The 21995-nt window shown below is 70.4% G+C and carries 14 protein-coding genes and 1 pseudogene; 12 read left to right on the top strand and 3 right to left on the bottom strand.

All coding sequences use genetic code 11. From position 1 onward, the window contains the following. Positions 1–4 precede the first annotated feature (4 nt). Positions 5–445 carry an SRPBCC family protein gene (locus ACZ6TB_RS19625; protein ID WP_465555940.1) on the top strand — a complete coding sequence of 147 codons (441 nt, stop codon included), beginning with the start codon at positions 5–7 and terminating at the stop codon, positions 443–445. A 42-nt stretch (positions 446–487) separates the two neighbouring features. Here ACZ6TB_RS19625 and ACZ6TB_RS19620 read toward each other — a convergent pair whose 3' ends face one another. Both ACZ6TB_RS19620 and ACZ6TB_RS19615 read right to left on the bottom strand, forming a co-directional pair. After that, positions 488–808 carry an STAS domain-containing protein gene (locus ACZ6TB_RS19620; protein WP_465555939.1) on the bottom strand — a complete coding sequence of 107 codons (321 nt, stop codon included), beginning with the start codon at positions 806–808 and terminating at the stop codon, positions 488–490. Further along, on the bottom strand, positions 774–1391 hold the full coding sequence (locus tag ACZ6TB_RS19615; protein ID WP_465555938.1) for an ATP-binding protein: 618 nt from the start codon (positions 1389–1391) through the stop codon (positions 774–776). The genes ACZ6TB_RS19620 and ACZ6TB_RS19615 overlap by 35 nt, the downstream gene beginning before the upstream one ends. Before the next feature lie 947 nt (positions 1392–2338). Between ACZ6TB_RS19615 and ACZ6TB_RS19610 the strand changes: the two genes are divergently transcribed. The 10 genes from ACZ6TB_RS19610 (at position 2339) to ACZ6TB_RS19565 (ending at position 19816) form a co-directional block, all read left to right on the top strand. Next, positions 2339–5266, top strand: a complete 2928-nt coding sequence (locus ACZ6TB_RS19610) for a glycoside hydrolase family 3 protein (protein ID WP_465555937.1) — start codon at positions 2339–2341, stop codon at positions 5264–5266. A 67-nt stretch (positions 5267–5333) separates the two neighbouring features. After that, the gene (locus ACZ6TB_RS19605) at positions 5334–8150 is read left to right on the top strand and encodes a beta-galactosidase (protein WP_465555936.1); all 2817 of its coding nucleotides are present in this window, start codon (positions 5334–5336) and stop codon (positions 8148–8150) included. A gap of 71 nt (positions 8151–8221) precedes the next feature. Then, entirely contained in the window at positions 8222–9229 is a 1008-nt protein-coding gene (locus ACZ6TB_RS19600) for a LacI family DNA-binding transcriptional regulator (RefSeq protein ID WP_465555935.1), read from the top strand. A gap of 800 nt (positions 9230–10029) precedes the next feature. Next, positions 10030–11343: an ABC transporter substrate-binding protein gene (locus ACZ6TB_RS19595; RefSeq protein ID WP_465555934.1), complete on the top strand. Its 1314-nt coding sequence runs from the start codon at positions 10030–10032 to the stop codon at positions 11341–11343. A gap of 100 nt (positions 11344–11443) precedes the next feature. Continuing rightward, positions 11444–12337 carry a carbohydrate ABC transporter permease gene (locus tag ACZ6TB_RS19590; protein WP_465555933.1) on the top strand — a complete coding sequence of 298 codons (894 nt, stop codon included), beginning with the start codon at positions 11444–11446 and terminating at the stop codon, positions 12335–12337. Position 12338: 1 nt separating this feature from the next. Next, positions 12339–13220, top strand: coding sequence for a carbohydrate ABC transporter permease (locus ACZ6TB_RS19585; RefSeq protein WP_465555932.1), 882 nt, complete (start codon positions 12339–12341; stop codon positions 13218–13220). A gap of 9 nt (positions 13221–13229) precedes the next feature. Beyond that, the gene (gene yicI, locus ACZ6TB_RS19580) at positions 13230–15473 is read left to right on the top strand and encodes an alpha-xylosidase (RefSeq protein WP_465555931.1); all 2244 of its coding nucleotides are present in this window, start codon (positions 13230–13232) and stop codon (positions 15471–15473) included. A 450-nt stretch (positions 15474–15923) separates the two neighbouring features. Beyond that, positions 15924–17405, top strand: a complete 1482-nt coding sequence (locus ACZ6TB_RS19575; RefSeq protein ID WP_465555930.1) for a diguanylate cyclase domain-containing protein — start codon at positions 15924–15926, stop codon at positions 17403–17405. Positions 17406–17474: 69 nt separating this feature from the next. After that, positions 17475–18488 (top strand): carbohydrate kinase family protein, encoded by a 1014-nt coding sequence (locus ACZ6TB_RS19570; RefSeq protein ID WP_465555929.1) that lies wholly within the window; start codon positions 17475–17477, stop codon positions 18486–18488. After that, positions 18485–19816, top strand: coding sequence for a family 4 glycosyl hydrolase (locus ACZ6TB_RS19565; RefSeq protein WP_465555928.1), 1332 nt, complete (start codon positions 18485–18487; stop codon positions 19814–19816). Before ACZ6TB_RS19570 ends, ACZ6TB_RS19565 begins: the two co-directional genes overlap by 4 nt. On the opposite strand, the gene ACZ6TB_RS19560 is transcribed toward ACZ6TB_RS19565, so the two are convergent. Beyond that, positions 19813–20289, bottom strand: coding sequence for a CGNR zinc finger domain-containing protein (locus ACZ6TB_RS19560; RefSeq protein WP_465555927.1), 477 nt, complete (start codon positions 20287–20289; stop codon positions 19813–19815). The two genes, ACZ6TB_RS19565 and ACZ6TB_RS19560, sit on opposite strands and share 4 nt — an antisense overlap. Positions 20290–20355: 66 nt before the next feature. Between ACZ6TB_RS19560 and ACZ6TB_RS19555 the strand changes: the two are divergent. Beyond that, a pseudogene (locus ACZ6TB_RS19555) lies at positions 20356–21861 on the top strand (MFS transporter); the annotation flags it as partial. Positions 21862–21995 lie beyond the last annotated feature (134 nt).

Genomic DNA, 21995 nt, shown 5'->3' with positions numbered 1-21995 from the left:
CCTGGTGAGCGTCGACGTGCTGACCGAGATCGTGATCGACCGCCCGTGCGCGGAGGTCGCGGCGTACGCGGGTGACCCCTCGAACGCCCCGCTGTGGTACGCCAACATCGACTCGGTGGAGTGGCGGACCCCTTCGCCCGTGGCGGTCGGATCGCGGATGGACTTCGTGGCGCGGTTCCTCGGGCGGCGGCTGGCCTACACGTACGAGGTGAAGGAGCTCGTGCCCGGCGAGCGGCTGGTGATGCGGACCGCGCAGGGGCCGTTCCCGATGGAGACCACCTACGCCTGGCAGCCGGTCGAGGGCGGGAGGACCCGGATGACGTTGCGGAACCGGGGCGAGCCGGCCGGCTTCGCGAACGTGACCGCGCCGTTGATGGCGGCCGCGATGCGCCGCGCCAACGAGAAGGACCTGAAGGCGCTGAAGCAGATCCTCGAGCGGCGCTGAGGTCGCTTGTGGCCGCGGCTCACGATCGAGCTGACCGCCGCGTCACGGTGAGAGCGTCGGCAGGATGCCGGCGATGGCGAGAACCTCGCCGACCTGTCCGTGCGAGCCGGTCACGACGAAGCACCGGCCCCGATCCCGGGCGCCGCGGTAGGCGGCGACGAACGCGTTGATCGCGGTCGAGTCGATGAACGTGACGCCGCTCAGATCGGCGCGCACGGTGCTGGTCGCCGGTCGCCGCACTTCTTCGAGCAGGATCGTGCTCAGGTGCTCGCTGACGTTCAGATCGAGCTCTCCGGTGAGGACGACCGTGCTGGTGGCGCCATCCCGGTCAATCGCATGCGGGCAGGTTGCCTCGGTGGCCATGATCCTTTCCTAACTCGGTGTCATGCCTCGTCTCATGCCTGTTGTCATGCCTGTTCTCGGGCCTCTCGAGTCGGCTGTCGAGCCTGTTGTCGAGTCGGCTGTCGAGTCGGCTGTCGAGCCTGTTGTCGAGCGTGCTGTCGGGCCTGCTGTCGGGTCTGTTGTCGGCCCTCTTGCCCGGCAGGCAGGCGGTCACGGTGACCGTGACGCCGCCGGGCCCGTTGCTGATCAGCAGGGTGTCGGTGAGCAGGCGTGCCATCAGCAGGCCCCGGCCACCGGGCACATCGGCCGGCGGCGGCCCGCTCGACGCCGGCACCTCGCCCGCGAAACCCGGGCCGTGGTCGCGCACCTCGCAGATCAGGCTGTCGTCGTCACCGTGCATCCGCAGCGATCCGTGACCGCCACCGTGGCGCACCGCGTTGATCACCAGCTCGTGAACCGCCGTGACAAAGCCTTCGAGTGCGTGGTCGCGCAGGCCGGCGTTGGCGGCCAGCCGAGCGACGGCGTGGCGCAACGCGGTCACCTGATCGCCGGCGAAGTTCTGGGCGAACAGGTCACCATGCGCCGCGCCGAATGGGCGGGACATGCGGTAACCATAGACCTCGGCCAAGTCCGCGCAAGATCGCCCAAACCCTCGTTGTCCTGGGACAACATTGGCTTACCGGCAACGGAAAGCCCCCCGCGCGCCGTCCCCGCCGAGGTTGCGACGCAGGGTAGGGCTCCGCCGAGGCCGCGTTGGCAATCGGCCACGACCGACGCAAGTTGACGGCGCCGACCCGAGTGACCGACGTGAGATGGACGATAGGACGGCCCGCGGAAGCACGCAGAACCGCTGGGACGCACGTTGGCGTCGACGCATGTGCTGGACCCGCCGCCCGGGTGCGGCCCGAAGTCGTGGCGGGACCACGGCCGGCGGATCCTGGGAAGGGACACCGCCCAGGCCATCGAGGCGGCGCTGTCGTCCCGCATGCAGGAAGCCCGCCTAGCGCGAGTCGACCGCTGAGACGGACGCCCGCCGCCATGAGCCACCCACCGACGCCGGCGCTGCCGCCCGCCGCCCTGAGCCACCCACCGACGCCGGCGCTGCCGCCTGCCGTCCACGCCGCCGGCCGTTGCCGCCGCGACACCGCCGGCCGTTGCCGCCGCGACACCGCCGGCCGTTGCCGCCGCGACACCGCCGGCCGTTGCCGCCGCGACACCGCCGGCCGTTGCCGCCCGCGCCGCCGGCCGTTGCCGCCCACAACGCCGGCCGTTGCCGCCGCGACACCGCCCGCGGCCCGCAGCCGCCCGGCCTCCCGGAGCACGCCCACGGGGCGGCGCAGACCCAGCCCCGGGATGATCTCCATCGATGTTACCGGCGGATTTCGATTCGGGTGTGGACACGGGATCGGGGGACATCTATCGTGAGCGATACCGCCGACAATCGAAGCGCTTCGACAATGCGATTCAATACCGTCCTGCTCCGGCACGCAACGCGCTGAGCAGGTGATTCGCCGTTCTTACAAATAGATCCTTCGATGAGGAGAATCGCCCATGCGAAGGCGTTTCCTGCCGATGTTGGCGGCCGCGCTGCTGCTCGCGCCCGCCATTCCGGGCGCCGCGCACGCGGACCCGGCCTATCCGTTCCGTGATCCACATCTGCCGTTGCAGGCCCGCGTCGACGACCTCGTCGGGCGGCTCACGCTGGATGAGAAGATCTCGCTCCTGCACCAGTACCAGCCGGCCATCCCGCGGCTCGGCATCAACCTCTTCAAGGCCGGCACCGAGGCCCTGCACGGCGTCGCCTGGTCGAACGACATCGACAACAACGGCGCGGTCGTGCAGGCCGACGGCACCTCCTTCGCCCAGCCGGTCGGCATGGCCAGCACCTGGGACCCGAACCTGATCCGGCGGGTCGGCGAAGCGGTCGGCGACGAGGCCCGTGGCTTCAACGCCAAGAACCCCCGCGTCTTCGGCCTCAACCTCTGGGCGCCGGTGGTGAACCTGCTGCGCGACCCCCGCTGGGGCCGCAACGAGGAGGGCTACTCCGAGGACCCGCTGCTCACCGGCGCGATCTCGACCGCCTACGGCAACGGCCTCGAGGGCGGCGACCCCGCGCACCTCAAGGCGGCGCCGACGCTGAAGCACTACCTGGCCTACAACAACGAGGCCGGCCGCGACGTCACCTCGTCCAACGTGCCGCCGCGGGTGCTCAACGAGTACGACCGCGAGGCCTTCCGCCCCGCGCTGGCCGCCGACGCCGCCACCGGCGTGATGGCCTCGTACAACCTGGTCAACGGGCGTCCGGCCACGGTGGACCCGGACCTGGCGACGATCGAGCGGAGCTGGAGCGACTACCCGCTCTTCAACGTCTCCGACGCGTACGCCCCCTACAACCTCACCGGCTCGCAGAAGTACTACGCCACCCAGGCCGAGGCGAACGCCGCCGTGATCAAGGCCGGGCTCAACGCCTTCACCGTCGACGACGCGAACGGCACGCCCACCGTCACCGCCATCAAGCAGGCGCTCGACCAGGGGCTGCTCACCGTCCACGACATCGACGTGGCGGCCGGGCAGGCGCTCAGCATCCGCTTCCGGCTCGGCGAGTTCGACCCCGACGGCGGCCGGTACGGCAAGATCGGCCCCGAGGTCATCAACAGCCCCGCCAACCAGCGTCTCGCGCGCGAGACCGCCGACAAGGCCATGGTGCTGCTGAAGAACCAGGGCAGCGCGCTGCCGCTGAAGCCGGGCGGGAAGGTCGCGGTGGTCGGCCCGCTCGCCGACACCCTCTACAGCGACTGGTACGGCGGAAAGCTGCCCTACCAGGTGACGGCGGTCGACGGGATCAAGGCCAAGGCCGGCAGCGTCGTGAGCTCGACCGGCTCGGACCGGATCGCCCTCAGGGACGTGGCCACCGGCAAGTACCTGACCTCGACCGGCACCACCGACGCCGACGCCGTGGCGGTCACCGCCGACAGCGCGACGACGGCCGCGCAGTTCGACGCCGACGACTGGGGCCAGGACGTGCTGACCCTCAAGAACGTCGCGAGCGGCAAGTACCTCGGCTACAACTGGGGCCCGTTCATCACCCGGGACGATCAGCCCAACGGGTGGTTCGTGCAGCAGCAGTTCAAGCTCGAGCCGCAGGCCGACGGCACGGTCGCGATCCGCTACGCCGGTTACGAGACGACCGAGAGCTGGTTCGGCCCGAACAAGTACCTCACCGTCGGCGCCGACGGCAAGCTGGCCCTGGGCTCCCCGGACGCCGCGGGCGCCGCGAAGTTCGGCAAGGAGGTGCTCCGCAGCGGCATCGACGAGGCGGTCGCCGCCGCCAGGACCGCCGACACCGCCGTGCTCGTGGTCGGCAGCCAGCCGTTCATCAACGGCCGCGAGGCGCACGACCGCACCACGATGGCGCTCGGCGCCGGCCAGGAGGCCCTGGTCAAGGCCGTCCGCGCGGTCAACCCGCACACGATCGTCGTGCTGCAGACCAGCTACCCCGACACGATCACCTGGGAGCAGCAGAACGTCCCCGGCATCGTGTGGACGACGCACGCGGGCGCCGAGACCGGGCACGCGATCGCCGACGTGCTCTACGGCGACTACAACCCGGCCGGGCGGCTGACCCAGACGTGGTACCGCAGCGACAGCCAGCTCCCGGCCGACCTGCTGAACTACGACATCATCTCGTCGGGCCAGACCTACCTCTACAGCAAGCAGACGCCGCTCTACCCGTTCGGCTACGGCCTGTCGTACACCTCCTTCAAGTACGGCAAGCCCAGCATCGGGCACGGCAAGGTCACCTTCACCGTGACCAACACCGGCCGGCGCGACGGCGACGAGGTCGTTCAGCTGTACACCCACCAGCGCACCTCGCGCGACACCACGGCGGTCAAGCAGCTGCGCTCGTTCGACCGGGTGCACCTCAAGGCCGGTCAGACGAGGACCGTCTCGCTGAAGCTGACCACGGACGACCTGAAGCACTGGGACGTCACGCGCAGCCGCTGGGTCGTGGAGTCCTCCGCGTACGACATCATGATCGGCTCTTCGTCGAGCGACATCCGCCAGCGCCTCACCTGGAACGTGCGCGGGGAGACCATCCCGGCCCGCGATCTCTCGCGGGAGACCAGGGCGGAGAACTTCGACGCGTACGCCCCGGCGGTCAAGCTCGTGGATCAGTCGAAGGCGGCGGGCACCGCGGTCGGGTCGTCGAAGGCCGGCGACTGGATCGCGTTCAAGGGCGCCGACCTGCGGGCCGGCACGACCTTCACGGCGAGCACCGCCTCGCTGACCGCCACGACCGTCGAGGTGCGCCTCGACTCGCCGGCCGGCCGGCTGCTCGGCACCGCGCCGGTGGCCGCCACGGGTGACGTCTACAAGTACGCCACCACGACGGCGACGCTGGCCAAGGCCGGCGGCAGGCACGACGTCTACCTGGTGTTCGGTGACGCGCTGCGCCTGTCCACATTCTCCATTCGGTGAGAGGGGAACCCGCCCGCCGGCCTGGTCAGCCGGCGGGCGGGTCACCGAGAGTCCTGAGAGGCTTCGCATGAGAATCCGCCGTATCCTGCTCGCAGTTGTCCTGGCGGCGGCCGGCCTTGCCGGTTTCGCCGCCCCGTCGTCCGCGACGCCCGCCCACCGCGTCACGTACGACCGATACTCGCTCATGCTCGACGGCCGCCGCGTAGTACTTCAGGCGGCGGAATTTCACTACTTTCGGCTGCCCAGCATCGACCTTTGGCGAGACATCCTCGAGAAGGAAAAGGCAGCCGGCTTCAACGCCGTCTCGGTCTACTTCTCCTGGGCCTACCACTCGCCGGCCCCGGGCAAGTACGACTTCACCGGCGTCCGCGACGTCGACCGGCTGCTCCGCACGGCTGAGGAGGTCGGTCTCTATGTGGTGGCAAGGCCCGGTCCCTACATCAACGCCGAGACGAGCGGCGGCGGCTTCCCCGCCTGGCTCAAGACCGTGCCCGGCCGCGCGCGCAGCAGCGATCCCGGCTACACGGCGGCCTATCACGAGTGGCTCGCGCACATCAACCCGATCCTCGCCCGGCACCAGGTCACCCGGGGCGGCTCGGTCCTGCTCTACAACGTCGAGAACGAGTACGCGGTGAACACCGACGCCGTCTACATGCAGGACCTGCAGGACACGGCCCGCGCCGACGGCATCGACGTGCCGATCACCACGAACGACTGCTGCGACGCCGGATCCTGGTCGTCCACCTGGGGATCGGGCCCGGGCGCGGTGCAGATACCGGGCGTCGACGACTACCCGCAGTCGTTCGAGTGCCAGGCCGCCGGCACGACGTGGGGCCCGTGGGGCGCCGGCGTCACCGAGCGGGTCCGCGACGACGCGCCGGTCTTCGCGGCCGAGTACCAGGGCGGCGCGATCGACCTCAACAACGCGGGCTACGACGCCTGCAACGACCTGACCGGCACGCAGTACACGAAGTACTTCCAGAAGGGGAACCTGATCCTCAGCGGGGCGACCGCGTTCAACTACTACATGGGCTTCGGCGGGACGAACTGGGGCTGGCTCGGGCAACCCAACGACGTCTACACCTCGTACGACTACGGGGCCGCCATCGACGAGGCGCGGCAGCTGACCGGCAAGTACTTCGAGTACAAGCGCCAGGGCTACTTCCTGCAGGCCGTCCCGGCGCTCACCAAGACCGACGCTTCGGCGGCGCCGGCAGCGGCCGGGCTCGAGACGGCCGCGCGGGCCAACCCCGACACCGGCACGCAGTTCGTGCTGGTGCGCAACGGTTCCACGGCGCCGGTGTCGTCCACCGTCTCGCTCGGCGGGTACGAGTTGCCGCTGACGTTGCCGGGGCACGACGCGAAGGTGCTGCTCGCCGGGGCCGACCTGGGCGGGCAGCGGCTGGTGACCTCGTCGTCCGAGCTGCTCACGACCGCCGCGATCGGTGGCCGGGACGTCGCGGTCCTCTACGGGTCGCCGGGCACTGCCGGGACGACCGTGCTGCGGTATTCCGCGTCACCCTCGGTCAAGGTTCTCTCCGGCGACGTCCGGTCCTCGTACGCCGGGGGCGATCTCCGCCTCGACTACCGGCACCAGGGGCTGGCGCGTGTGCTGATCAGCGGGGGCGGGCGGCGTCCGATGCTGCTCCTGCTCGGCACCGACGACACGGCCGCGCAGCTCTGGCGGGTCGACACCGCTTCGGGGCCCGTGCTGGTGCGGGGCACGTCGCTGGTCCGCTCGGCCACGGTCGCGCACGGGGTCGCCTCCCTGCGAGCCGACACCGCGTCGGCCGGGGCGATCGAGGTCTTCACCACCGCTCGGGCAATCTTGGTCAACAACCGGGTGCTCCTCACCCGTACGTCCGCAAGTGGCTCTCGCGAAGGCAGCCTGCCCGGCCCCCGCGGGGTTTCGCTGCCCGCGTTGAGCGGGTGGCGGCAGATGGCCGAGGCGCCCGAGGCCCGGCCGGGGTTCGACGACTCGCGCTGGACGGTGGCCGACAAGTCGACGAGCCTCAGCACGTTCGCGCCGCTCACCCAGCCGGTGCTGTTCAGCGACGAGTACGGCTACCACGCCGGCAGCGTCTGGTACCGCGGGCGGTTCACCGGGACCGGCGCCGAGACGACGGTCGATCTCAACGCGATCACCGGCAAGCGCGGGGACTATCTCGTCTGGCTGAACGGGCAGTATCTCGGGAGCGCCGCTGGTGGGGTGCAGGCCGATTCCGACGCGCCGGGCAATCCGTCGCCGGGCGCCGGCCACTTCGCCATACCCGCCGGGCTGATCAAACCGGGCAAAACGGCCGTACTTTCGGTCGTGGTGCAAAACATGGGCAACAACGATGATTGGACCGCCGAGGACAGCCGGTTCCGCCAGCCGCGAGGCCTCGTCGGAGCGTCGGTGGACGGCGTCTCGTCGATCTCTTGGAAGATCCAGGGTCAGGCTCGGGTCGATCCGGCTCGGGGCGGGCTCAACAACGGTGGCCTTTACGGGGAGCGTTATGGCTGGAGTCTGCCCGGTTACTCCGACCGCGGGTGGCCGGCGGCGTCCTCGTCCGTCGGGGCGGGGGTGAGCTGGCTGCGGACAGGATTTGACGTACGCCTGCCCGAGGGTCAGGACACGTCGGTGGCGCTGCGGTTCGACGGCCCGATCCCGGCCGGCTACCGCGTGATCCTGTACCTGAACGGCTGGAACCTGGGTCAGTACGGCGCGGCGATCGGCCCGCAGACCGACTTCGTGCTGCCCGCCGGCCTGCTCCACCAGAACGGGCGAAACACGCTCGCCCTGGCCGTGATCGCCGAGAAGCCGTCGACCGTGGCGACCCCGCATCTGGTCGTCGCCGGGTCACAGCGCGGAGGTGTGCCCGTTCGGGACGTGCCCAATTGATCAAGTAGGTAGTTAGGATTCCTGGCGAAGGGCGCATGATGGGGAACGATCGGGTCACGTGGGGAGGGCCGATGCCGACGATCAACGACGTCGCCCGGGCTGCCGGGGTCTCGCCCAGCACGGTGTCGTACGTGCTGAGCGGGCGGCGACCGATCTCGGCGCAGACCCGGGCCCGGGTTCAGGCCGCCATCGCCGAGCTGGGATTTCATCCGCACGCCGGCGCCCGGGCGCTGGCCAGCAGCAAGACCAACGTGGTCGCGCTCGTGGTGCCGCTGCGGGTGGACGTCAACGTGCCGGTCATCATGCAGTTCGCGACCGCCGTGGTGACGGCCGCCCGCACGCACAACCACGACGTGCTGCTGCTGACCAAGGACGAGGGCACGACCGGCCTCGAGCGGGTCGCGCACTCGACCATGGTCGACGCGCTCATCGTCATGGACGTGGAGAAGGACGACGTGCGCATCCCCGCGTTGCGCCGCCTGAAACAGCCGTCCGTGCTGATCGGCCTCCCGCAGAACCCCGACGGCATCGTCTGCGTCGACCTCGACTTCGCCGCCGCCGCGAAGGAGACGCTCCGCCACCTGTCCTGGCACGGCCACCGCAAGATCGCGCTGGTCGGCCCGTCGCCGTCGGTCTACCGCCGCGGCACCAGCTACGCGGAGCGTTTCCTGGCCGGCTTCACCGAGGCGTCGGCCGAGCTCGGCCTGGAGACGATGACCCATCCGTGCGAGCCCGGCCAGGACGGCGTCCGCACCTGCCTGGCCGACATCGACGCCGAGCTGGACGGCGTGACCGCGCTGGTGGTCCACAACGAAGAGGCGCTGCGCCCCCTGCTCGACCAGCTCCGGGCCACCGGCCGCCGAGTGCCCGAGGACATCTCCCTGGTCGCCGTCTGCCCCCGCGACGTGGCCCTCTCCATGCCGATCCCGCTGACCTCGGTGGACATCCCTTCCCACGACGTGGGCGGCCTGGCCGTGGAAACCGTGATGAAACTCCTCGACGGCCGCCACACCGAGCCGATCCGCCTGCTCCCACCCACCCTCGTCGAGCGCGAGAGCTGCGCACCCCCACACCCCTGACCCACCGTCCGGCGCCGCCCACCACCCGGCGCCGCCCACCACCCGGCGCCGCCCACCACCCGGCGCCGCCCACCACCCGGCGCCGCCCACCACCCGGCGCCGCTCACCACCCGGCGCCGCTCACCGTCTGGCGCCCACCTCACCCGCCGCCGATCGCCGCCCTTCTTGCCTTGCGCGTGGCCGTTGTGCTGCACGCCGCCGTTCCCGCGCCCGGCGTCTCGGGCGATCCCAGCTCGTGCGGTGCAGCTCCCGCGTGTCGTTTCTCGCTCGCTGTCGTCGCCGTGCGCTCCTGTCGCGTGCGGTGTCGTTCCTGTTCGTCCGTCTGTCGTCTCGGGACGCCCTCCTCTCGGGGCGCTGCCGCCCCCGGCAGGGCCCCGTCGCCTCCGCGCGCTGCCGTCCCCCCGGGGCGCGGCATGTCTCGTGAGACCGGCACGTCTCGCGAGGCCGGCGCGTCTCGCGAGGCCGGCGCGTCCCGCAAGGCCGGCACGTCCCGCGGATCATGGCGATCTCGGACCTGGGCGCGCTCCCATCTCCCGCCTCCGGCGGTGATCGAATGGGGGACATCGCGGGCCGGCTGGGCATGATCGGCGGTCTGGGGGAGGTCTCGCCGCTAGGGTGGGGTGTGGCGCGGTGAGCCATCGACGGGTGGCTTTGTGCCGAGTTCAGCGGGCCGGTGGGGCCGGGATCCGATCGTTGCGAAATCTCTTCGTCACACCGTTGACATCCATGTGCGGCGAACCCTAACGTCACCGGAAAGTCCCGCGTCGAAGCGCTTCGACGGAGCCCACCCGGAGGACGGCATGTTCAGAAAACGAGCCGGCGCTGCCGCCGGTGCATTCTTGCTGGCCACGTCTCTCGCGCTGACCGCATGCAGCGGTTCCGGCTCGGACGACAAGGACAGCGGCAGCGACGCGAAGACCCTCACCCTCTGGCACTACGAGGGTCCGACCAGCGCCATGGGTGTCGCCTGGAACAAGGCGATCGACATCTTCAAGCAGAAGCACCCGGGCGTCACGGTGAAGTTCGAGGAGAAGTCCTTCGAGCAGATCCAGCAGAACGCCCAGATGATCCTCAACTCCGACAGCGCGCCCGACATCCTCGAGTACAACAAGGGCAACGCGACCGCCGGCCTCCTGTCGAAGCAGGGCCTGCTCACCGACCTCAGCAGCGAGGCCACCAGCCGCGGCTGGGACAAGAAGCTGAGCGCCAGCCTGCAGACCACGGCCAAGTACGACGACCAGGGCATCATGGGCTCGGGCAAGTGGTTCGGCGTTCCGAACTACGGCGAGTACGTGATGGTCTACTACAACCAGGACATGTTCAAGAAGTACAACCTGCAGGTGCCGACCACTCTGGACGAGTTCACCAAGGTGATGGACGCGTTCAAGGGCAAGGGCGTGACCCCGCTGAGCGTCGGCGGCGCCGAGTACCCGGCCCAGCAGATCTTCTACGAGCTCGCCCTGTCGCAGGCCGACCGCTCGTTCGTGGACGACTACCAGCTCTACAAGAACAAGGTCGACTTCCACGGCCCGCAGCTCACCTACGGCGCCACCACGTTCTCGGACTGGGTCAACAAGGGCTACATCGCCAAGAACTCGGCCGGCATCAAGGCCGAGGACATGGGCGTCGCCTGGGAGCAGGGCAAGTTCCCGATCCTGATCTCCGGCAGCTGGTGGTACGGCCGGTTCGCCAGCGAGGTCAAGAACTTCCAGTGGGGCACGTTCCTCTTCCCGGGCAACAAGCTGCACCCGGGTTCGAGCGGCAACCTCTGGGTGGTGCCGGAGAAGAGCAAGGCCAAGTCGCTCGCGTACGACTTCATCGACATCACCATGTCGCCGGAGATCCAGAACCTGCTCGGCAACAGCGGCGGCGTCCCGGTGGCGGCCGACGCCTCGGCGATCACCGACCCCAAGAACAAGGAACTGATCGACAACTTCAACAAGATCTCCGGCGCGGACGGTCTCGCGTTCTACCCGGACTGGCCGGCCCCCGGCTACTACGACGTGCTGGTCGGCGGCGTGCAGGGCCTGATCAACGGCTCGAAGACCCCGCCGGCGTTCCTCGACGAGATCGCGAAGCCGTACAACGAGAACCTCGCCGACCTCGGCAAGTGACGTTCCGCGCGGGCGGCGGCACCCCAGGCGTCGCCGCCCGCCGGGCACGGGTTACCCCGGAAGGACGCGGGTAACCCCAGGAAAGAAGGGACGTCACCTGATGGCCGGCAAGAAGAGCGGCTACGCGGTCTACCTGATCCCGGGGATCGTGGCATCCCTGGCGATCATCGTGGTCCCGCTGATCATGACGGTGTACACCAGCTTCACCCGCTGGAACGGCGTCGGCGACCAGACGTGGATCGGCTTCGACAACTACACCCGGCTGTTCAAGGACACCCTGTTCTGGTCGTCCTTCGGGCACATCATCCTGCTGATCCTGGCCATGGCGGTGGTGCCGACGCTGCTCGGCCTGGTGCTGGCGGCGGTGCTGTTCGACTACATCGCGAAGCACTTCAGCAACCGGTGGGCCTCGGTCTTCCGGTCCGGGTTCTACATTCCGCAGGTCATCCCCGTCGCCGTCACCGGCATCGTGTGGGGCTGGATCCTGCACCCCGACTACGGGGCGCTCAACAAGATCCTCGACTCGATCGGGCTGAACGGGCTGGCCAAGAACTGGCTCGGCGACCCGAAGTACGCGCTCTACAGCGTCATGGCGATCATGATCTGGTTCCAGCTGGGCTACCCGATCGTGATGTTCATGTCCGGTCTCCAGCGCATCGACCCCTCGCTCTACGAGGCCGCCGACCTCGACGGCGCGAGCTGGTGGCAGCGCTTCCGCAAGATCACGGTCTACATGATCCGGCCGGAGTTCTACGTGGTCCTGGTGACCACCACGATCGCCGCGCTCAAGATCTTCGGCCCGATCTTCGTGCTGACCCGGGGCGGCCCGAGCAACGCGACGCTGGTGCCGTCGTACTTCGCGTACAAGAACTTCTTCGAGAAGGCCCAGGTCGGCTACGGCTCGGCGATCTCGACCGTGCTCACCGTGATGATCATCGTGCTGGCGTTCGTGTTCCTGCGGCTGCAGAACCGGGCCGAGAAGGCCGGAGCCTGACATGACCCTGACCGCTGCCCCCGCAGCCGTGGAAGAAAAGAACACGATCAAACCCCAGAAGCGGCGCAATCCCGTACGCTTCGCCATCCTGATCGTGCTGTTGATCCTGCTCCTGCTGACCGTCGCCCCGTTGCTGGTCGTCGCGATCAACGCGTTCAAGAGCCCGGCCGACTACGCCAGCCACGGACCGCTGTCGTTGCCCGCCCACTTCTACTGGGACGGGATCGTCAACTTCTGGAACCGCGTCCACTTCGGCCAGAAGCTCTGGAACAGCTTCATCACCAGCATCGTCGTCGCGGTTCTGGGCGTCCTGCTGAGCATTCTCAACGCGTACGCGCTGGGGATCGGGAAGGTCAAGGGCCGCATCTGGTTCCTGGTGTTCTTCCTGGTCGCGAACCTGCTGCCGCAAGAGGTGCTGGTCTACCCGCTGTACTACCTGTCCAAGCAGGTGGGGCTGTACGACAACCTGATCTCGATCATCATCATCTTCACCGTCATCCAGAGCGCCTTCGGGACGTACCTGCTGACCAGTGTGTACGCCGAGTTCCCGACCGAGCTGCTGGACGCCGCCTCCGTCGATGGCGCCGGGAAGTGGCGGACCCTGTGGCGCGTCGTGGTCCCGGTCAGCCGGCCCACGCTCGGCGTGCTGTTCACGTTCTTCTTCATCTGGACCTGGAACGAGTTCTTCCTGCCGCTGGTCTTCCTAATCTCGAACGACAAGCAGACCGTGCCGGTGGCCCTCGGCGTGCTCCAGGGCGACCGCCTCATGGACGCGACCACGACCAGCGCCTCGGCCCTGATCGGCATCGTGCCCGCGATGTTGTTCTTCCTGATCTTCCAGCGCACGTTGACCCGCGGCATCACTGCCGGCGCCATCAAGTAAGGGATACGCATGAAGTTCACCGACGGCTACTGGCACAAGCGCGATGGGTTCACCGTGCTGCACCCGGCACAGCTGCACGACACCGAGTCGGACGGGGAGACGCTGACCGCGTTCGCCACCGCCCGCACGGTGAAGAGCCGCAGCGACACCCTGGACGCCCCGATCATCACGATCCGGGCCGAAGCGCCCGCGCCGGACGTCATCCGCGTGACCATCGGGCACTTTCTCGGCGGCGCCGTCCGAGGACCGAACTTCGCCCTGAACCGCGAGGAGCACCCGGTCACGATCACCGAGCACGAGATCACCTCGGGCTCGCTGACGGCGCGGTTCAAGGCCGGCGACGAGTGGGGACTCGACTTCCTCGCCGATGGCAGGCGGCTCACCGGCAGTGGCTGGAAAGGCATCGGGATCGTCGACACCCGGGACGGTGCTCAGTACGTACACGAGCAATTGGATCTTGGGGTGGGTGAAGCCGTTTACGGGCTGGGGGAGCGGTTCGGGCCGTTCGTCAAGAACGGCCAGAGCATCGACATCTGGAACGAGGACGGCGGCACCAGCAGCGAGCAGGCCTACAAGAACGTGCCCTTCTACCTGACCAACAAGGGGTACGGCGTCCTGGTCGACAATCCGGGACGGGTCTCGTTCGAGGTGGCCAGCGAGATGGTCTCCCGGACCCAGTTCAGCGTGCCCGGGCAGACGCTGTCCTACGTCGTGATCTACGGACCGACGCCGGCCGACATCCTCCGCAAGTACACCGCGCTCACCGGCCGTCCGGCCCTCCCGCCGGCCTGGTCGTTCGGCCTGTGGCTGACCACCTCGTTCACCACGCCCTACGACGAGGAGACGGTCACCCAGTTCGTCGACGGGATGGCGTCGCGCGACCTGCCGCTGAGCGTGTTCCACTTCGACACGTTCTGGATGCGCGAGTTCCACTGGTGCGACTTCGAGTGGGACCCGCGGATCTTCCCCGACCCGCCGGGCATGCTCAAGCGCCTCTCCGACCGGGGCCTGCGCACGTGCCTGTGGATCAACCCGTACATCGCTCAGCGCTCCGCTCTCTTCGAAGAGGGCCGGCTCCACGGTTACCTCGTGCGACGCGCGAACGGCGACGTCTGGCAGTGGGATCGGTGGCAGGCCGGCATGGCGCTGGTCGATTTCACCAACCCGGCGGCGCGGGCGTGGTTCGCCGGGAAACTCCGGGCATTGGTCGACATGGGGGTCGACGCGTTCAAGTCGGACTTCGGCGAGCGGGTCCCGACCGATGTGGTGTGGCACGACGGCTCCGACCCCGAGCGGATGCACAACTACTACACGCAGCTCTACAACCAGGTCGTGTTCGACGTGCTGCGCGAGGCCCGGGGCGAGGGCGAGGCGGTGCTGTTCGCCCGCTCGGCCACGGTCGGCGGCCAGCAGTTCCCGGTTCATTGGGGCGGGGACAACTCGGCCACGTACGAGTCGATGGCGGAAAGCCTGCGCGGCGGCCTCTCGCTGATGTCCTCCGGTTTCGGTTTCTGGAGCCACGACATCGGCGGCTTCGAGGGGCGCCCCGATCCCGCCGTGTTCAAGCGCTGGATCGCGTTCGGCCTGTTGTCGTCGCACAGCCGGCTGCACGGCAACCACTCGTACCGCGTGCCGTGGCTCTTCGACGAGGAGTCGGTGGCGGTGCTGCGCAAGTTCACGCACCTCAAGTACGCCCTGATGCCGTACCTGTACGGCGCCGCGCGCGTGGCCCACACCTCTGGCGTCCCCGTCATGCGGCCCATGATCGTCGGATTCCCGTCCGACCCCGCCGTCACCCACCTCGACCGCCAATATCTGCTCGGCCCCGACCTGCTCGTCGCCCCCGTCTTCTCGGAGGCCGGCGAGGTCACGTACTACGTCCCGGCCGGCCGGTGGACCCGCTTCGAGACCGGCGAGACCGTGACCGGCCCGGGCTGGGTGACCGAGACGCACGGCTTCGACAGCGCCCCGCTGCTGGTCCGCCCGGGCGCGGTCCTGCCGATCGGCAGCCGCACCGACCGCCCCGACTACGACCACCGCGACGGCGTGACGCTGCGCCTCTATGCCCCGGTCGACGGCGAGACGACGGTTCCGGTCGGCGACAGCACGTTCACGGTGACCCGGGACGGCACCGCGGTGCGCGTCGAACGCCAGGGAGCCGCCCTGCCGTGGCGCGTCGAGATCGTGGGGGGAGTGTCGGCCGACATTCCGGCCGCGGAGGCCCTGTGGACGGGCGAGCTGGAAATGTCGTAGGGGTGGGGTAGTTTCCACCCCCACCCAGTGATGGGGGTGGGGAACAGTAGCGGCGCCACCAGCGCCTCCCGCGTCTGGTCGGCGGGCGCGGGAGGCGCTGTGCCAGAGGACGACGGCGAGCGTCCGAAAATGTCCGCCGCGAGTCGCGGCGCGAGCGACGCCGAGCGCGGTGGCAGGCCGGCCGTCGCGGGCGTGGCCGAGCCCCACTCCTGCCGGGCACGTTCCTCGGCGTCCCGCAGCAGTCGTTCGGCGCGGCCGGGGTCGTCGGGGAACACGGCGCGGGCGCACTCCGCCGGGGCGGCGCACGGCAGCTCGCGCACGGCTTCGGCGAGCTTCACGCGCCGGACGGCACGGTGGCGAGATCGGGGCGAACCCGCGCTACGCCTCAACTCCGCGCCCGCCGGGTCGATGGCACCGGTGACGGAAGGCGGTGAGGCGTTGGACAGGCGAATGCTTCGCCAGGTGATGTCGGTGTACGGGCTGTTGTACGCCGTCGCCGTCGGCTGGTGCGTGGCCCGGATGATCGGCTGGGACCATCTCGGCGTTGCCGGGTGGTTGCCGGGCGCGCTCGGCATGCTGGCCGCGGCCTGGTGCTTCCGTCGGGCCGCCACGCTGCCCGAGCTGACGCCGGCCGGTCGCCGCTTCTGGCGCCGGCTGTCCGTCGCCGCGCTGCTGATCGCCCCGGCCACCGGGCCGTTCACCGCCGCCAGCGTGGGCGGGACCGGGGTGGGCGCCGGGCCTGTCTTCTTCGTGTCCGTCGGGCTGCTCGTGACGGCGCTCGCGCTGGTGCTGTGGAGCCTGCTGCGACTCCCGAGCGCCCGGCGCAGCCGCGCCGACTGGTTGCGCCTCGGCATGGACGCCGCGACCGTGCTGATCGGCGCGTCGGCGTTCCTGTGGCATTTCGTGCTGCGGCCCGAGCTCCGCAACGGCCGCGGTCCGGCCACGGTGCTCGGGTTGCTGGTGATGTGCCTGATCTGCCTGCTCGCCGTGCTCGCCGTGGTGAAGCTGATGCTGGCCGGCACCGTCGCGGTGGACTCCGTCGCGCTGCGGCTGCTGGCGGCCGTGGTCGGGGTCGGCGCCGTCGGCTCGGCGCTCGTGCCGGTGCTGGGCGACCCTCGCTACGCCGGCGTCTCGAACGTGATCACGACCACCGAAGGGCTGGTCGCGGCGCTCGCGGCGGTCGTGCAGTGCCGCCGGGCGGTCGCGGTGACGGCCGCGCCCCGCACCCGGCCGTACAGCGTGATTCCCTACCTCGCGGTCGGCGCGGTCGACGCGCTGCTGTTCGCCGCCGTCCTGACCGGCGACGACCAGCTCCCCATTCTCATCGGCGCGGTCGCCGCGACCGCCGCCGTGGTGGTCCGCCAGCTGCTCGCGTTCCGGGACAACGCCGCCCTGGTCGAGCAGCTGCGCCAGCACCAGCAGCAGCTTCGCGAGCAGGCCACCCACGACGCGCTCACCGGCCTGGCCAACCGGGCCCTGTTCAACGAGACGCTGGACGACACCGGCGGCAGCGGGGAACCGGTCTCGGCCATCCTGATCGACCTGGACAACTTCAAGACCGTCAACGACACGCTCGGCCATCCGGTCGGCGACGAGCTGCTGATCCACGTGGCCCGCCGGCTGCGCGCCGCGGCCCGGCCCGGCGACCTGGTGGCCCGGCTCGGCGGCGACGAGTTCGCCGTGCTGCTGCCCGCCGACGCACCCCAGGCCGCCGAGGTGGCGGCCCGGATCGTCGAGGCCCTGACGCTGCCGGTCCGCCTCGGCGACCACGAGCTCGCCGCGAACGCCAGCGTCGGGGTCGCCGAGCGCGACCGGGACGACCAGCCGGGCGATCTGCTCCGGCACGCCGACATCGCGCTGTACACGGCCAAACGCGAAGGCAAGGGCCGGTACTCGGTGTACCGGCCGGAGCTGACCGCGGCGGCCGCGTAGTCAGCGGGATCACCACAGCGAACCTTCACGATCGCTCGCCTGCGGCCGGGTAGGAAATAAGATCGCTGGATGGGGCTCGACCTCTTCGTTCCCGGCGTTGTCTATCTCGACATCGTCTTCACCGGCCTGCGCGAGCTTCCGCGGCCGGGCACCGAGGTGTGGGCCAACGGCATGGGTTCCTGTCCGGGCGGGGTGGCGAACCTCGCGGTCGCGGCGGCAAGACTCGGATTGCGTACGGGCCTGGGCACCGCGCTGGCGACCGACGCCTACGGTGATTTCTGCGCCCGGACCCTCTGCGCCCAGGAGAACGTCGACCTCTCGGCCTCGACCCGCATCGAGGGGCACTCGCCGGTGACGGTGTCGCTCGCTTACGACCGGGACCGCAGCATGATCACGCACGCCCACCCGCCGCCGCTCAACGCGGATGGCCTGGTGGGGGACCTGCCGGCAGCCCGGGCGGCGTCGGTGAGCCTGACCAAGGACCGGCTGCCGTGGGTGCGGAAGGCGCGCGAGGCCGGCACGCTGGTCTTCGCGGACGTCGGCTGGGACGCGACCGACGAGTGGCCGGCCGAGGCGCTCGGCATGCTCGACGACTGCTACGCGTTCCTGCCCAACGCGGTCGAGGCCATGCGGTACACGCGGGCGAGCACCCCCGAGGAGGCGGCGCGGCGGCTGGCCGGCCTGGTCCCGGTCGTGGTGGTGACCAACGGGGCGGACGGCGCGATCGCCATCGACTCGGGCACCGGCGAACTCGTGCACGTCCCCGCCGTACCCGTGGATGCTCTTGATCCGACCGGGGCCGGCGATGTGTTCATGGCCGGCTTCATCCTCGGCACGCTCAACGACTGGCCGCTCGGGCAGCGCCTGGCCTTCGCCAACCTGATCGCGTCGCTGTCGGTGCAGCATTTCGGCGGCTCGCTGTCGGCGCCGGGCTGGGGCGACATCGCCGACTGGTGGCGCACGTCCGGCGATCCGCGGTACGCGTTCCTGGACGACGTCCTTCCGGGCGGCGAGCAACGTAGGGTGCGGCGGGCGGGCGCGACGATCGCGCGGCTGTCGGACGCCCACGGGGGTGGCATGTGAACCTGACAATCCTGGGCGGGGGCGGTTTCCGCGTCCCCCTGATCTACGGCGCCCTGCTGGGGCCCGGCAACCCGATAACCTCGATCACGCTGTACGACGTCTCGCACGCCCGCCTGGCCGCGATAGCGCGTGTGCTGAAGGCCCAGGCCGCGCGCGCCGCCTCCTCTCTTCGGGCGCAACCGCCCGACATTTCCGTCACGACCGATTTGACGGAAGCGCTCACCGGGGCCGACTTCGTGTTCAGCGCGATCCGCGTCCATGGGCTCGAGGGCCGCGTCATCGACGAGCGGGTGGCCCTCGACCAGGGCGTGCTCGGCCAGGAGACGGTCGGCGCCGGCGGCATCGCGTTCGGCCTGCGCACGCTGCCGGTCGCCACCGCGCTGGCCCGCCGCATCCGGCTCGTCGCGCCCGAGGCCTGGGTGATCAACTTTACGAACCCGGCCGGCCTGGTCACCGAGGCGATGGCGGCCGAGCTCGGCGACCGGGTCATCGGCATCTGCGACTCGCCGGCGGCGCTCGGCCGGCGGGTGGTCCGCGCGCTGGGGCTGCCCGCGGGGACGGCCCGCCTCAGCTATGCCGGTCTCAATCACCTCGGCTGGCTTTCGGCCGTACGGCGGGGGGAAGAAGATCTTCTCCCGCGGCTGCTCGCCTCCGACCAGGCCCTCGCGTCCTTCGAGGAAGGGCGTCTTTTCGGCGCCGCCCGGCTGCGCAAGCTCGGCGCGGTGCCCAACGAATACCTGCATTACTACTACGAAAATCCCGATTTGGTACGCGCGGAGCTCGCGGCCGGGGAGACCCGAGGCGAGTTTCTGCTGCGCCAGCAGGCCGGCGTCTACGCGGCGCTGGCCGAGCCCGATGCCGACCCGCTCGAGATCTGGCAGTCGGCGCTGCGGCAGCGGGACGCGACGTACATGGCGATGGAGGGTCTCGGCGAGCGGGACGACGCCGAGGGCGGGGGCTACGAGGAGATCGCGCTCGCGCTGATGATGGCGCTCGCCACCGGCACCCCCGCCGACCTGATCCTCAACGTGCGCAACCGTGGCACGCTGCCGATCCTCGACGACGACGCCGTGGTCGAGGTGCCGTGCCGGGTCGACGGCGACGGGGTGCGGCCCTACCCGGATGCTTCCGTGCCCGCGCACGGAATCGAGCTCGTGCAGCGCATCAAGTCGATCGACCGGGCCGTGCTCGAGGCCGCCACGACCGGTTCGGCGGCGGTCGCGGTGCGGGCCATGGCCTGTCACCCGCTGATCGACTCGGTGCCGATCGCGCGCCGTCTCGTCGCCGAGTATCAGCGGCGGCTGCCCGAGCTCGCGTACCTCCGCTAGGCCCGTTCCCTGCCGCGGCGCCGGAAGGCCGCCGCCCGCGCGCGATTCTGGCAGGTCAGGCAGCAGAAGCGGCGCTTGCCGGCGGGTGAGGCGTCCACATAGACGTCCGCGCACTGATCGTCGGCGCAGACCCCGATGCGACCCGGATGCTCGGCCAGGTGGTGCCGCAGCGCCAGCGCCGCCGACGCCCGCTCGGACTGCGACGGGTCGTCGACCGTCCACACCTCGGTCAGCGCACCGTCGATTTCGGTCAGCGCGGGCCGGACCTTCGTGCGGTCCAGCAGCGCCGTGACCAGCGCCGCCCGCTCGCCCGCCGCCGTTACCGCGAAGACCGGGTGCAGCTCGTCGGCCAGCGCGGCCCGGCCACGATCATCGGCCGGCGGCCGCCCCTCGACCGCGCGCGGCAGCGTGCCCCACTCGTTGACGAAGCCGACCAGCTCCGCCACCGAGGTCTCCGCGATCCGCGTGCCCATGCCCCGCAGCATAACGCATTGCCCCGTTTCTTCGCGTTGCGCGTTGTCGCCTCCTTCCGTAACGTGATGAACGACTTGATTGCGTTACTCAACTTCGGAGGTGGCGCCATGCGCTCGTGGATCGGGCTCGCCGTGCTGGCGTTGCCGTGCCTGCTCGTCTCGCTCGACGCCGAGGTCCTGAACCTCGCGGCGCCCGCCCTGGCCGCCGACCTCCGGCCCACCGGCGTGCAGCAGCTCTGGATCATGGACAGCTACGTCTTCGTCGTGGCCGGCGCCCTGATCGCGATGGGCGTCCTCGGCGACCGCATCGGCCGCCGCCGTCTCCTGCTGGCCGGCGCCGCCGCGTTCGGTGTCTCCTCGCTGCTGGCCGCCTTCGCCGCGACGCCCGCGCAGTTGATCGCCGCCCGCGTCCTGATGGGCCTGTCCGGCGCGTCCCTGATGCCGTCCACCCTCGCCCTGATCCGGGTGATGTTCCCCGACGCCCGCCGCCGCACGGTCGCCCTCGGCATCTGGAGCGCGAGCTTCTCCCTGGGCGGCATAGCCTCCCCGCTGATCGGCGGCGTCATGCTGGCCCATTTCTGGTGGGGCTCGGTCTTCCTGCTGGCCGTCCCCGTCGTGGCCGTGCTCCTGACCGTCGGCCCGTTCCTGCTGCCCGAGTCCCGCGACCGAGCCGCCGGCCGATTCGACATCTTCGGCGCCCTGCTGAGCCTGACCGCGATACTTCTTTTCGTGTACGGCGTGAAGCGCCTGGCCGCCGCGGGCTGGTCCCTCGCCGCATGCGCCGCCGTCCTGCTGGCGCTCGGGTTGGGCGCCGCGTTCCTGGCCCGCCAGCGCCGCATCGCCTTTCCCTTGCTGGACCTGACCCTGTTCCGCGACCGCCGGCTGACCGTGGCGCTGGCCGCCAACGCGTTGTCGTTCTTCGTCCAGTACGGCTCGCTGCTGGCCATCGCCCAGTACCTTCAGGTGGTGCTGGGCCTGTCCGCACTGCGCGCCGGCCTGTGGACCCTGCCGTCGGTGATCGCCTACCTGGCCGCGTCGTTCCTGGGCCCCGCCCTGACCCGCCGTCTCCCGCGAGCCCGGGTGATCGCCCTCGGCTTGGCCACGATGGCGGCCGGTTTCGCGGTGGTAGCCGCCGGCGGCCTCCCCGCGATGGTCGGCGGCATGGTCCTGATCGCGGCCGGCCTCGCGCCCGTCTACATCCTGACCACGGAAATCGTCGTGTCCACGGCGCGCCCGTCCCGGGCCGGCATGGCCGCGGCGGTGACCGAAACGGGTTGCGAGCTAGGGGGCGCCCTGGGGATTGCCGTCCTGGGTTCCCTGGTGGTGGCCGTCTACCGCCACGGCACCGCCGGCCTGCCCGTCCCTGGTGGCGGCACCTTGCCCGACGCCGTGGCGGTGGCCGCTGCCCTCCCGCCGCGGGCCGGGTCCGAGCTGGTCGCCCAGGCCGGCGCGGCGTACGGCGTGGCCTTCGCCGTCATGTCCTTGACCGCCGCGGCGCTGCTGATCGCCGCCGCTGCTTTGGCCGCGAGGGTGTTGCGCGCCCGGCCCGCGCCCGTCGCGCTGAGCGAAGGGTCGTCCCGGTCCGCGCCGGCCACATTCGCGCCGTCCCAGTCCGCGCTGGCTCAGTCCGCGTCGGCCACATTCGCGCCGGCCACATCCGCGCCGTCGCAGTCCGCGTCGGCGACATCCGCGTCGTCCCGGTCCGC

Source organism: Actinoplanes sp. NPDC051537, assembly GCF_055586105.1.
This window is presented reverse-complemented; position numbering and strand designations above follow the sequence as displayed.

What these genes read in the sequence shown, in the direction of transcription:
- ACZ6TB_RS19620 (WP_465555939.1), bottom strand. Translation starts at nt 808, where the DNA reads ATGGCCACCGAGGCAACCTGCCCGCATGCGATTGACCGGGATGGCGCC.
- ACZ6TB_RS19615 (WP_465555938.1), bottom strand. Translation starts at nt 1,391, where the DNA reads ATGTCCCGCCCATTCGGCGCGGCGCATGGTGACCTGTTCGCCCAGAAC.
- ACZ6TB_RS19610 (WP_465555937.1), top strand. Translation starts at nt 2,339, where the DNA reads ATGCGAAGGCGTTTCCTGCCGATGTTGGCGGCCGCGCTGCTGCTCGCG.
- ACZ6TB_RS19605 (WP_465555936.1), top strand. Translation starts at nt 5,334, where the DNA reads ATGAGAATCCGCCGTATCCTGCTCGCAGTTGTCCTGGCGGCGGCCGGC.
- ACZ6TB_RS19600 (WP_465555935.1), top strand. Translation starts at nt 8,222, where the DNA reads ATGCCGACGATCAACGACGTCGCCCGGGCTGCCGGGGTCTCGCCCAGC.
- ACZ6TB_RS19595 (WP_465555934.1), top strand. Translation starts at nt 10,030, where the DNA reads ATGTTCAGAAAACGAGCCGGCGCTGCCGCCGGTGCATTCTTGCTGGCC.
- ACZ6TB_RS19590 (WP_465555933.1), top strand. Translation starts at nt 11,444, where the DNA reads ATGGCCGGCAAGAAGAGCGGCTACGCGGTCTACCTGATCCCGGGGATC.
- ACZ6TB_RS19585 (WP_465555932.1), top strand. Translation starts at nt 12,339, where the DNA reads ATGACCCTGACCGCTGCCCCCGCAGCCGTGGAAGAAAAGAACACGATC.
- yicI (WP_465555931.1), top strand. Translation starts at nt 13,230, where the DNA reads ATGAAGTTCACCGACGGCTACTGGCACAAGCGCGATGGGTTCACCGTG.
- ACZ6TB_RS19575 (WP_465555930.1), top strand. Translation starts at nt 15,924, where the DNA reads ATGCTTCGCCAGGTGATGTCGGTGTACGGGCTGTTGTACGCCGTCGCC.
- ACZ6TB_RS19570 (WP_465555929.1), top strand. Translation starts at nt 17,475, where the DNA reads ATGGGGCTCGACCTCTTCGTTCCCGGCGTTGTCTATCTCGACATCGTC.
- ACZ6TB_RS19560 (WP_465555927.1), bottom strand. Translation starts at nt 20,289, where the DNA reads ATGGGCACGCGGATCGCGGAGACCTCGGTGGCGGAGCTGGTCGGCTTC.